Annotated in this window: 12 protein-coding genes; 6 read left to right on the top strand and 6 right to left on the bottom strand. The window is 51.6% G+C overall.

Annotated features, from left to right (window positions below):
* Window positions 1-53 precede the first annotated feature (53 nt).
* The 3 genes from hemW to BN4_RS12370 are packed head-to-tail and all read right to left on the bottom strand — an operon-like array spanning window position 54 to window position 2,217.
* Window positions 54-1,289 (bottom strand): radical SAM family heme chaperone HemW, encoded by a 1,236-nt coding sequence (hemW, locus tag BN4_RS12360; RefSeq protein ID WP_015415742.1) that lies wholly within the window; start codon window positions 1,287-1,289, stop codon window positions 54-56.
* A gap of 2 nt (window positions 1,290-1,291) precedes the next feature.
* On the bottom strand, window positions 1,292-1,669 hold the full coding sequence (locus BN4_RS12365; RefSeq protein ID WP_015415743.1) for a hypothetical protein: 378 nt from the start codon (window positions 1,667-1,669) through the stop codon (window positions 1,292-1,294).
* Window positions 1,670-1,671: 2 nt separating this feature from the next.
* Window positions 1,672-2,217: an epoxyqueuosine reductase QueH gene (locus BN4_RS12370; protein WP_015415744.1), complete on the bottom strand. Its 546-nt coding sequence runs from the start codon at window positions 2,215-2,217 to the stop codon at window positions 1,672-1,674.
* A 351-nt stretch (window positions 2,218-2,568) separates the two neighbouring features.
* On the opposite strand from BN4_RS12370, the gene BN4_RS12375 reads away from it, so the two are divergent.
* Together BN4_RS12375 and BN4_RS12380 are read left to right on the top strand one after the other, a co-directional pair.
* Window positions 2,569-3,456 (top strand): formate dehydrogenase accessory protein FdhE, encoded by an 888-nt coding sequence (locus BN4_RS12375; protein WP_015415745.1) that lies wholly within the window; start codon window positions 2,569-2,571, stop codon window positions 3,454-3,456.
* Between the two features lie 41 nt (window positions 3,457-3,497).
* Window positions 3,498-4,391, top strand: a complete 894-nt coding sequence (locus BN4_RS12380) for a transposase (RefSeq protein ID WP_157871580.1) — start codon at window positions 3,498-3,500, stop codon at window positions 4,389-4,391.
* 344 nt (window positions 4,392-4,735) lie between these two features.
* Here the strand turns inward: BN4_RS12380 and BN4_RS12390 are convergent, their stop codons facing one another.
* Both BN4_RS12390 and fdhD read right to left on the bottom strand, forming a co-directional pair.
* Window positions 4,736-5,983, bottom strand: a complete 1,248-nt coding sequence (locus BN4_RS12390) for a molybdopterin molybdotransferase MoeA (protein ID WP_015415747.1) — start codon at window positions 5,981-5,983, stop codon at window positions 4,736-4,738.
* Between the two features lie 2 nt (window positions 5,984-5,985).
* The gene (gene fdhD, locus BN4_RS12395; protein WP_015415748.1) at window positions 5,986-6,765 is read right to left on the bottom strand and encodes a formate dehydrogenase accessory sulfurtransferase FdhD; all 780 of its coding nucleotides are present in this window, start codon (window positions 6,763-6,765) and stop codon (window positions 5,986-5,988) included.
* Window positions 6,766-6,900: 135 nt separating this feature from the next.
* Between fdhD and mobB the strand changes: the two genes are divergently transcribed.
* Window positions 6,901-7,437, top strand: a complete 537-nt coding sequence (gene mobB / locus BN4_RS12400) for a molybdopterin-guanine dinucleotide biosynthesis protein B (RefSeq protein WP_015415749.1) — start codon at window positions 6,901-6,903, stop codon at window positions 7,435-7,437.
* 78 nt (window positions 7,438-7,515) lie between these two features.
* On the top strand, window positions 7,516-8,913 hold the full coding sequence (locus BN4_RS12405) for a peptidase U32 family protein (RefSeq protein ID WP_015415750.1): 1,398 nt from the start codon (window positions 7,516-7,518) through the stop codon (window positions 8,911-8,913).
* Here the strand turns inward: BN4_RS12405 and mobA are convergent.
* Window positions 8,910-9,533: a molybdenum cofactor guanylyltransferase gene (mobA, locus tag BN4_RS12410; protein WP_015415751.1), complete on the bottom strand. Its 624-nt coding sequence runs from the start codon at window positions 9,531-9,533 to the stop codon at window positions 8,910-8,912. The genes BN4_RS12405 and mobA overlap by 4 nt on opposite strands.
* Before the next feature lie 60 nt (window positions 9,534-9,593).
* On the opposite strand from mobA, the gene BN4_RS12415 reads away from it, so the two are divergent.
* Window positions 9,594-10,436, top strand: a complete 843-nt coding sequence (locus BN4_RS12415; protein WP_015415752.1) for an alpha/beta hydrolase — start codon at window positions 9,594-9,596, stop codon at window positions 10,434-10,436.
* Between the two features lie 146 nt (window positions 10,437-10,582).
* Entirely contained in the window at window positions 10,583-10,858 is a 276-nt protein-coding gene (locus tag BN4_RS12420; protein WP_015415753.1) for a hypothetical protein, read from the top strand.
* The last annotated feature ends 27 nt before the right edge of the window (window positions 10,859-10,885 follow it).

Genomic DNA, 10,885 nt, shown 5'->3' on the forward strand with positions numbered 1-10,885 from the left:
ATCCAAAAAAAATCAGGGCAATATATGCCAGTTCTTTACGAGGTGCAAGGGGGTTAGTCTGAATCGAATGCCAGCCTGCGGATAATGATATTGGAAACAAGCATGCCATTTTTGGTGAGCCGAAGAAACCCATGGCTGAGGCGAATCAGGTTCTCCCGGTGCAGGGCCGTGATCAGTGACTCATGCCGCTTGATGAGATCATATCCGGCCTGCTTTCTGAAGTCCGCGAGATTCAGCCCCTTGGTTGTCCTGAGGGACAGCATGACGGTTTCCTTGAGGACGTCTTCGTCCGAAAGCGTTTCATGATCGTTGCCTACCAATCCGCCACGAACATAGGCGTCGTATTCATCCATGTATTTGGGATTACTGAATCGTCTCCGCCCTATGGTGGAAACAGCCGACGGTCCCAATCCCAGATAATCGGTGGCTGTCCAGTAGCCGGAATTGTGTGCCGACATGAATCCCATGCGGGCAAAGTTTGAAACTTCGTAGTGCATGTAGCCCACGGATTCGAGAAATTCGGCACCGTAAATGAACATGCGGCCCTGCTCCTGTTCAGATGGCATGGCCAGTTCACCGCCTTCGCCACACAGCTTGTGCATGACTGTTCCTTCTTCCAGAGTCAGATTGTAGGCAGAAATGTGCTCCGGTCGCATGTCACTGATGGTTGTCAACTGTTCGATCCACCCTTTGAGTCGCTGTCCTGGTAGGCCCCATATGAGATCAACTCCAATGTTACCGAAGCCGGCATGCCGGGCTGCATCATATGAAGCGTATGCCATATTCACGGAATGCGGCCTGCCCATGAGATGCAGGTCTTCATCACGCAGGCTCTGCATTCCAAGGGAAAGCCTGTTAAACCCCATGGAAAGCAGAGCACGAAAATAACTGACGTCATGGGCAGAATCGGGATTTGCCTCCAGGCTGATTTCCATGCCGGGAGTAAAGGAAAAAGCAGTCTCCATGGCCTTCATGATTGTGTGCATCTGTTGCAGCGGAATCAGGCTGGGCGTTCCTCCTCCGAAATAGATTGTGGCAAGCTGCGGCTTCTTGAGCCGTTTGCCCCAGAGTTTTATTTCGTCTAGCAACAGTTTGTGATACCAGGCGAATGTGACTTGGTTGAAGGCTTGCGAGTGGAAGGTGCAGTAGTGACATCTCGATTGACAAAACGGGACGTGAATATAGAGTAAAAGTCCCTTTCCTGTCCTTTTGCCAACGGAAACAGTCTCTCCACCAGTGGTGGGAAAGGCGGGTTTGACCGGAACACCCTCGCCGTAAATCGTGCCCATGCTCAATCCTGAATATGCCGTTGTCGGTGAATGACCAAGGCTCCCCAGGTCAGGTAAATCCCTGCCAGCCCCTTGATACCTATCATCAGGAAGGAGATGTCCATGCGACCGGTAACGCCAAGGATGCTGTCATAGAGCAAGCCGGAGCCGTTGATGAGGAGCAGGACCACGGTGCACCATGTCGCCAGCAATTGCCGTTTGTAAGTGAACCAGGCCAAAAGAGGGAGCACAATACAAGCGAGAATGCCGTAAAGAGCTCCATGTGCTTCCTGACCTGCGGGGGCACTCAATGCACCAAGGAGAGCAGTGATGACGAAAAGAGCCAGGATTGTCGTGCGGCGCAGGAAAAATTCCATGAGCATAGTGTGTTTGAAATTCATGGTTATTTCCTCAGTTCCTTCTTGTAGCGTTCATTTTCGCTATAGAGGCATCCACAGTATTGTTGCCTGTAAATACCCCATTCCTTGGACGTCTCAATGCCTTCCTGCCACCCTTCGCGAAAATCATGATAGAGAAAGCGTGTCGTCGGGGTTTCCAAATCTTTGCCCAAGTCGGCAATCTCCTGATGTTTCTGGTATTTTGAATAGAGCAGAGTCGTGGAGAACAGATCGAAATTCCCTTTTCGAGCTATCTGCACAGTGCGCTCCAGCCTGTCTGAATAACAATAAAAACATCGGTTGCCCTCTCGGTGGGCGACAGTGCGAAACCATTTTTGCGGGGCATATTCTCCATCCTTGAGAATAACCCTGACCCCCAGTTTTTCGGCGACTTCCAGGCAGCCGTCCCGTCGCTTTACATATTCTGTCAGCGGATGGATATTCGGATTGTAAAATAATCCTGTGATCTCATGACCGAGGTCAAGCAGGGTTTTCAGCGTCGTGATGGAACACGGTCCGCAACATATATGCAAAAGGAGTCGTTTGTTCATGAAGCGCTCTTTTTCTCTGGATTGGGATAAAACAGTGTGATCGTATTGGCCCTCTTTGTAAAGTGGAAGCCGATGGCGTGCAAAGCATGTTTTGCGGTCTTGAGACTGGAAAAAGGAAATTTCTTCATAAATATCCAACTTTTTCAATCATTATGTAACCCCCTTAATTGTCGACCGAATTGATCCGGATTATGTCTTTTTTGACATAATATGCTGCAAAATTCTTGTTTTAATTTCAAAGAGTTGTATGTTTGGTGTGTCAAACCGTGAGCAGGTTCCAAACCATTGGCATGATAGTATGACCCCCATAGTGTTTTTGTGGAGTGAATACTATTAAAGGGGAAGTGGACGATGCAATTTGATATGGACAAAGCCCAGCGTAGGCTCGACAGGAAAATAGCCCAGCTTCGGACAAAATCATATATTTCAGAAGATGTTATCAGCTTATTGGATGAGGTTGCCCACAGACAATTGCTTGCCAGGGGAGAGGCGAATGTGACTGTGCCCGTGGACCTTGAAATGGCTCCGGTGGAAGCTGTTCTTCAAGGTATGTCCCTAGTGGCCCGTGAAGAATTCCCTTTTGACATTGACCAGGCAACAGCACTGCTCGAAGCCTTCATAGGTATTCTTGTCGCCAAGGGAGGGCCGCTTGGAGATGCTGCCGCAGGGGTCCGGGCCGTTCTCGACTCCGGGGAGCTGACAGCCGAGACACTGTTTCGACATTTTCTTGATGATGATACCCGGTTTTTCGGCATATGGGCAGAGCGCTATCCTGAAGCGCCTAGAACATTGGCGTTTCTTGCCTTTTCTGCCATGATCCCTTCGCTCGAAGCCACCGCGGACGTTTTGGCAGCCCAATTACCGGACATGAAGGTTCCTGTGTCTGGTTCATGTCCGATTTGCGGGAGCCTGCCCTTGATTTCGTCACTGAAGAAAAAGGAAGGGTTGCGCCACGCTACCTGTTCATTCTGTCGTCATGAGTACAGGATCAAGCGCATTGCCTGTCCTGTCTGTGGCGAAGAGGATCAGAAAAAATTGACATTCTTTACCGTTGAAGAAGAACCTGGCTTTCGTGTTGATGTGTGTGAATCCTGTAAAACATACATTAAAACCATCGACTTCCGAGAGCTTGATCGAGTCGCTGTTCCTGTGCTGGATGACCTTGACTCACTCGCGCTCGATTATGTGGCCGCTGGACAGGGCTATCGACGAGCCACTCTTTCCGCCTGGGGATTTTAACGGGAGGGCCTATGTCCACCACAACGCGAGTAGTCACGAACATGCCAGTCATACCACCCAGCTACATACCAGAAACACCGGATGGATTTGATTCGCTGTTGCATGATGATGTCAAGGCGAGAGAATACCTGTTGTCGCTTTCCTGGCCCACGGGGGACGCTTTTTGTCCCCGTTGTGGGCACCGGAAGGTCTATACCCTGTCCGGGGACAGGCTGCGCTGTGCCAGTTGCAAGTATACCTTTCAGCCGTTTTCAGGCCGCTGGATAAATAATGGGGCACTCTCTCCCAGCGAATGGCTCCATCTTGTCTCGCTTTTTGTACAGGAGCAATCCGTTCATCAAATGAAAAAGCAGCTCAAGCTGTCGTATAATACGGTTTATAAAGCGCTGACCGCCATTCGTTTTGCCATTCTTGCCCATGCTATCGATGCCAGACAACTCATCAGTTCGGCAACAGGTCTGAATTCCTATCTCAAGGGAAACCGCCTCACTGGGGGGCCGCGTGAAATGCGTATGGATACCATCCCAGTCTACGGTATTCTGCGTCGTGACGGATTGGTTTTTATTGACTTGGTACCGGGGTTTCAGGCCGAGACGCTTTTTCATTTTCATATGAACTTTCACCTCAAGCTCATCAGGACCGGAAATCTCGTCTACACTGATCGTTACAAAGAGTATGACGCACTTATGTTTTGCGGGAATGAGTCCCTGCCGTATGAGGTTATTCGGCGATATGACGAGCCGCCTCACATCGATGCCGTGGAAGACGAATTCTGGAACTTTGCGCAATCGCGTATCAAACGTTTTCGCGGTATTTCCTGCCAACGATTTCCCCTCTACCTCAAGGAGTTGGAGTTCCGATTCAATAATCGAAGCAAATCCATCACTGAAGTCCTTGCGGCGTATCTTTGTGCCCTGGTGCCGAGTCCTCTGTAAGTCGTTTCAGATATTGATCTCTGCTGAAAGTTCGTCCTCATCTTGGATGAATTGGGTTTTTACATGAAGATTTCTTCGAATATCATAGTCCCTTTGTCAAAGGCACTTCGGACTTTCTCGATTTTTGTCCTCCAAGCCGCCTGGCGATGGGGCCTTGCTTTGTGACTTCCTGAAAATTTTTCTTTTTCTCTCAGCAAAGAGTCTCGATGCGTCCTCGGCAGAAAGGGGATGCAAGGGGCTTCCCCTCCCCCCCAAAAAAAAGGTGAAATCACCTATGTCCCATGTCGTTGCAGGCGGTTTCAATTGCGTCTTTTCACCGTGAGAGCTGGCGTTGAGTGGACCTTTTATTTGAAGAGCGTAGTGATCACTTCGACTTCTCCGCCAGGGAGAATCCCTTGCCCCCCATCGAGAATGGCAACCCCGTGGGCATGGGCGACCGCGAGCATGGGCGGGGTGGCTTTGCTGTTGAGGGGCATTGCCATTAATTCGGTCCCATCTCGTTCCAGAGAGCAGAGCGCGATCCATTGTTGGGGACCGGGGCGAACGGATAATCCTTCCTTGATGCGCGCTGTGATTGGTTGCAAATCGGGCAGGCCGCGCAGACGGTGCAGAATGGGAAGAATGAGAGCGTGAAAACAGGCAAAGACAGCGGCGGGTGGTCCGGGAAGGCCGAAGAGCAGGGTCTGGCCACGAGATGCCGCGAACATGTTACGCCCCGGGCGGATATCAACACGTTCGAAGATGGTGGAAAATCCGGCATCCTGTGCGCTGGAGCGGGCGAAGTCCCGTTCACTTCTGCCTGTACCGCCTGTGGTGATGATCAGATTCGGAAGAGACTTTGAAGAGAGGACAGTTGCCAATTCTCCTTCAATGTCGGGAAGCACGCCGGTTTCAGTGATCCGTGCTCCGCCGTATTCCAGCAATCCTTTTGTCAGGACGAGGTTGTCTGCCGGGAAGCGGGCGGTTTCACAGTGTCGGTCGGCGTGTGTCGGGTCGGAGAGTTCACTTCCAAGAGCGATGATGCGCGCGGTGGGAACGGGGCGGACGTGGATCGAATTGACACGGGTTCGGATCATGACAGCCGCTGCCTGGGGAGTGATACTATTCCCCGAACGCGTAATGATGTCTTCGCGTGCTATTTCCGCTCCGGCGGCTCGGATATACCAGCCGGGGCGGGTTGGTGTCTGAACAAGAATTGTTTTTGAACCGTCTTGCTGGTCGGCAGGAAGTTCTGTGACATCCTCTTCAGCCAGAACGACATCGGCTCCCGGCGGCACCAGACCTCCTGTGAGAACTCGTGCTGCGGTCCCGGATTTCACTGGTTCGGGATGGGTGGATTCGGCGCGTACGGTTTGAGTGACAGTCAGCCGGACAGGCTCCATGGTCGTGGCATTTTCAATGTCTGCTGTCCTCATTGCGTAGCCGTCCCGGACAGAGCTGGGGTGTTCGGGAACGTCGCAATGGGCAAGGATATTGTGGGAAGCAGTCATTCCCACGGACTGGTGAGGCTCGACAGGGACGGCTTCCAGCGGCCGGGCAAAGGTCAGAAGACGTCGAAGTGCTCGGCTGAGGGAAACAGTGCTGTCAGGCATGGTCAAAATCCTTTTATTCGGCCTTTGTCATTATAGACCCAAAAACTGTCCTGCTTGACATTGCCGATCAGTGTGATGCCGGTTTTGCGGGCGAGCTCCACGGAAAAGCTGGTCGCGACTGCCGTGGAAATCATAATCGGAATACCGATGCGCAAGACCTTGAGCAGAATCTCGGACGCGACCCGGCCAGTGGAGACGATCATCTTGTTTTCCACGGAAACATTGTCGAGGAAACACTGTCCGCATATCATGTCAATGGCGTTGTGTCGTCCGATGTCTTCACGAAAGAGGAGCATTTCCTCGGGCGTACAGAGTGATGAATTGTGGCAGCCCCGCGTAGCGTTGTAAAGGGTGGAGCGTTGATGAAGCTCATTGGTCAGGGCGAGTACCTGCTCAGGCGTGACCTGAATTTCGCCTGCCACACGGCGTTTGGAGATAGTGGTGACATTTCGGCCGAAATTGGTGCCCTTGCCGCAGCCGGAGGTGATGGATCGTTCCATGATGCGATCTTTCCAGGGATCGTGGCATGTTTCGACCTCGGCTCTCAGGCGGGAACCTTCATCCCGGATGGTCAGATCCGTAATCTGGTCCGGGCTGGAAATGAACGCGTCGGATTTCAGGAACCCGACCGCGAGGTATTCCGGGTACTTAGCCGTGCACAGCAGGGTCACGACTTCTTGCCCGTTCAGAATGATGGTTAAGGGGACTTCTCGGATGGACTGGATGTTTTTTTTGGAGAAGCCAGCCTTGTATTCATATATTTCGTAATCAGATGATTCCATTTTCTTTCCTCTGACCATGAGTTCAATTCTCTGTCAGCCATGGCGTTTTATCGTAGAGTACCCTATACTGAACCCTGATGACCCGATGCAAAGAAGCACCATTTACCCCAGTTTTCACACTGACGAGGATAGAATATGACTCCCCCCATCATCTGTATTGTCGGCAAAAAAAAGTCCGGGAAAACAACCTTTATCGAGAAGCTCCTCCCCGCGCTCCGGCGTCTCGGTATTTCCGTGGGCACGGTCAAGCACGATGCGCATTCTTTTGAAATGGACCATGAGGGCAAGGATTCGTGGCGACATCGTCAGGCCGGGGCAGAGACCGTGGTTGTCTCATCGCCTTCCCAGGTGGCGGTGATCAAATCCGTGGAGAGCGAGATGTGGCTCAATGAGTTGGCAGAGGAGTTTTTCAGTGACCGGCAACTGATCATTGTCGAAGGGTATTACTTGTCCGATTATCCGAAGATCGAAGTGCACCGGGCTGATGCTCACCAACATCCGCTGTGTGACGTCCAGAATGAGACAGAAAAAAAACTCATGGCCGTGGTTTCCGATACGGCGGTGAATACCGGTCGCCCTATTTTTGGATTGGAAGAAGCCGGAGAAGTGGCCACTTATATAGCCCGGCAGCATTTGGGGTGGGTGCACAATGGAATGTGGGGTGGCAATTGAGCTTCACGGCTTCTTCTGGCGTCCCGGAGGAGTTTCATGTAGCGTGGCGCACCTTTAATATGTGTGCCGAGGGGTATTATGACTGAGAAGAATGGGTTCATGCCGGAGCTTCTGGCTCCGGCCGGGGATATGGAGAAGCTGGAAACCGCCATCCTCTATGGGGCTGACGCCGTCTACCTTGGTGGTGACAGTCTGAATTTACGGGCCGGAGCTGGGGGATTCTCTGCTCCAGGGCTGGTCAGAGGTGTCGAGTTGGCACGGGCCGCCGGGGTCAAGGTCTACTTCACCTTGAATGTTTATCCTCGCGAATCAATGCTCTCCAAGGTTCAGGAATATATAGAAGTTCTTGGTGAATTAAAACCGGATGCGGTTATTGCCGCTGATCCGGGTGTTGTCAGGATGGTTCGGCGGGAGTTGCCGGATATTCCTGTTCATATCTCCACCCAGGCCAATACATCCAATTCCGAGTCCATCCGCTTTTGGCGGGAGTGTGGCGCATCGCGAGTCAATGTGGCTCGGGAACTCCGTTCTCAGGAATTGATGGAAATGCTTGCCATAGCCAGAACTCAGATGCCGGATATGGATTTGGAAGTTTTTGTGCACGGAGCCATGTGCATGGCTGTTTCCGGTCGGTGTTACATGTCCGCTTTTCTCAATGACCGGCCAGGCAATCTGGGCCAATGTTCGCACCCGTGCCGCTATGAATATCGCCCCACTTCCGTGACATTCGAGGAACGGACACGTCCGGGGCAAGGCTTGTGGGAACTGCGTGATTATACGCCGGAAAGCGATGGTGACGAGTTCCTTTTCGAGGAATCCGAAGAATTCGCATTCGAGCCGTTGGAGAATGGTCAGCAGGGACAGTCCATGGCTGATCCCGCGCTGACCATGGGACACAAATCCGGTGGATGGACCAAGATTTTTGCAGCGCAGGACTTGTGTCTGATGCATTATCTTGAATGGTTTTCCCGTATGAAGGTCGCCTCGGTCAAGCTTGAAGGACGGACAAAAAGCTCCGCATATCTGGCCCAGGTGGTGGATGCCTACAAAACAGCACTCACGGATATTCCCAAGGGGGAATTCAGGCCGGAGAAATACCTTTCCGAAGTCATCAATGCGGCTTCGAGGCCGCTGACGACCGGTTTTTTTGATCCAGATCGATGTGGTGCCATTGCCATGCCACCGGATGAAGGGGAAAAAAGGCCGGTTTTGGGCCGGGTATTGAGTCGGCTTGAGGAGAGCAAATGGTTGATTCAGACCAAGGCCCGTTGGAAGACGGATGAGGACATTGAATTGTTGATCCCTGGTCTTATCCGCCCACGCATCTCGCCTGAAGATTATGGTGTGGAAAATTCCCTGGGTCAGGGAATTGAAATATCTCATCCTGGTCAACAGGCTCAATTCATGTGTGATTATCCCGAGATCAAGCCCGGTATGTTCATCCGTAAACCATGGGATATGGATGACTTGGATTAAAAGGCTTTTGGGTTTCTTTTTATCATTTGTCGCGCCTGGGCCAATTCCTCGGGGTGATTGACATTGAAGAAGGATATCAACTCGGGGTCTCCGGCCATGAGATCGGTTACAGGGACCTCACGGACACGGACCTGATCAAAGAATCCCACTATCCTGAAGTTTTCCTGGCGCAACTGGGCATCGATCATTTCGAGGCATCGCTTCGAGTAGACTGCACAGAGAGGCTCCCTGTAGCCATCTTCCTTGATGGGAATGACGACATCGTCATCGGGAGTCACCTTGGTCAGGAGTCGCTGGACCAGGCCGGGACGAAGAAAAGGGGTATCGCAGGCGGCAAAGAACCCGTGGGATGAATTCATGGCCTTGAGCCCCGCATGGATTCCGGTGAGGGAACTGCGCGCCTGAAAGTGATCCAACGCCACAGGGACACCGTACGAAGAGAAATCTTTTGTGTCCCGCGCAGCTATAATGACCTCATCGAAAAGTGGTGTGTAGACATCAAGCAAACGGCGCAGAATGGTTTTTCCACCTACCTCAAGCAGTGCTTTTTTGACGGTTCCCATTCTCGTACCCAGCCCTCCGGCCAGAATGATTCCTGTGATCTTCGATTGGTTCGGCATGGAGAGGAGAGTAATTCATGGAAGATCAAATGGGAACCCCTCTACAACGGCGGAAAATGGATGTACACGTATCTTATGTGGACCATACTGAAATTATTTGGAATCGCAGCCTGCTTTTATGCAGGTCTGACCGCTTGGATCTTTTTCTCACAGCACAGATTGCTTTACCGGGCGACGCAGACCCTGGTCGCCTCACCTGCTGATAGGGGATTGTGTCACGAGGACATCTGGCTGAAAAATAGCTTCGGAACTCGTCTTCACAGTTGGTGGCTTCCTGTGAAAAATCCGCGTTATGTGGTTCTTTTTTCTCATGGGAATGGGGGGAATGTTTCACATCGGCTCGAAACACTGTCTCTTTTCAATACCATGGGGTTTTCAACCTTGATCTACGAGTATTCCGGGTATGGACAAAGTCAGGGGCAGTCTTCGGAAAAGGCCATGCGGGCTGACGCACGGGCAGCCTGGGAGTGGCTTGTTCGTGAGAAGGGGGTGCCCCCGGAACGGATCATTTTGTTTGGCCGGTCTTTGGGAGGCGGGGTGACAGGACTTTTGGCCCGGGACTTGGCAGACCAAGGGGTGTCTCCTGCCGCGCTGATTATGGAATCGACTTTCTCCTCCATGACGGATATGGCCACTAGAAAATATCCTTGGCTGCCGGTTCGCTGGCTGGTCCGATATCGATACGACACGATGGTGAATTTGGCAGCGGTTCACGTACCTGCGTTATTTTTGCACTCCCCGGACGATGATATCGTTCCTTATGCGTTTGGGGTCCGCCTCTTTCAGTCCTATTCAGGGCCGAAAACTTTTTTTGAATTGAGTGGAGAACATACCACAGGATTCCTTTCGATGGGCAGCAAATATGTCGATGGATTGGAATCTTTTGTCTCTTCCTTGCCGTAGCTTCTTTTCGGTTACGCGGGTATGGCTAGCAGGAAAAAATATCCTGTTGAGAAATGTTTCTTAATATAACTTTTTAAAATAAATAAACATTTATATTATTGCATGGCTTTTGCTTCTCTTTTAACGATTTGAAAAGGAGGAACACTATGCCTGGTATGGAAGCTCTGACGGGTCTTGAACCCCGTCTTGACCAGCTCAGCAAGAAGATTCAGGAGATACGGGAACGGTCACAGCCCCGTCAGTCCGAAAGTGTCGACAGTGCCATGGGTGTTATAGAGGGGAACCTCGGGCGGCAAGAGGCCCGTTTGGCATCCATGGATGTGAAGGAACTGTCTGGGCACTTATTACAGCAGCAAGGCGTTGTTCATTCGTTGGACCCGGCCAAAGTTGCTGATTTGATCAGCGACCCTTTCGAAGACTAACAGATCAAGATCGTGATTTTTTTCCCT

The sequence above is a fragment of the Pseudodesulfovibrio piezophilus C1TLV30 genome (assembly GCF_000341895.1).
GTDB lineage: Bacteria > Desulfobacterota > Desulfovibrionia > Desulfovibrionales > Desulfovibrionaceae > Pseudodesulfovibrio > Pseudodesulfovibrio piezophilus.

What these genes read in the sequence shown, in the direction of transcription:
- hemW (WP_015415742.1), bottom strand. Translation starts at nt 1,289, where the DNA reads ATGGGCACGATTTACGGCGAGGGTGTTCCGGTCAAACCCGCCTTTCCC.
- BN4_RS12365 (WP_015415743.1), bottom strand. Translation starts at nt 1,669, where the DNA reads ATGAATTTCAAACACACTATGCTCATGGAATTTTTCCTGCGCCGCACG.
- BN4_RS12370 (WP_015415744.1), bottom strand. Translation starts at nt 2,217, where the DNA reads ATGAACAAACGACTCCTTTTGCATATATGTTGCGGACCGTGTTCCATC.
- BN4_RS12375 (WP_015415745.1), top strand. Translation starts at nt 2,569, where the DNA reads ATGCAATTTGATATGGACAAAGCCCAGCGTAGGCTCGACAGGAAAATA.
- BN4_RS12380 (WP_157871580.1), top strand. Translation starts at nt 3,498, where the DNA reads ATGCCAGTCATACCACCCAGCTACATACCAGAAACACCGGATGGATTT.
- BN4_RS12390 (WP_015415747.1), bottom strand. Translation starts at nt 5,983, where the DNA reads ATGCCTGACAGCACTGTTTCCCTCAGCCGAGCACTTCGACGTCTTCTG.
- fdhD (WP_015415748.1), bottom strand. Translation starts at nt 6,765, where the DNA reads ATGGAATCATCTGATTACGAAATATATGAATACAAGGCTGGCTTCTCC.
- mobB (WP_015415749.1), top strand. Translation starts at nt 6,901, where the DNA reads ATGACTCCCCCCATCATCTGTATTGTCGGCAAAAAAAAGTCCGGGAAA.
- BN4_RS12405 (WP_015415750.1), top strand. Translation starts at nt 7,516, where the DNA reads ATGACTGAGAAGAATGGGTTCATGCCGGAGCTTCTGGCTCCGGCCGGG.
- mobA (WP_015415751.1), bottom strand. Translation starts at nt 9,533, where the DNA reads ATGCCGAACCAATCGAAGATCACAGGAATCATTCTGGCCGGAGGGCTG.
- BN4_RS12415 (WP_015415752.1), top strand. Translation starts at nt 9,594, where the DNA reads ATGTACACGTATCTTATGTGGACCATACTGAAATTATTTGGAATCGCA.
- BN4_RS12420 (WP_015415753.1), top strand. Translation starts at nt 10,583, where the DNA reads ATGCCTGGTATGGAAGCTCTGACGGGTCTTGAACCCCGTCTTGACCAG.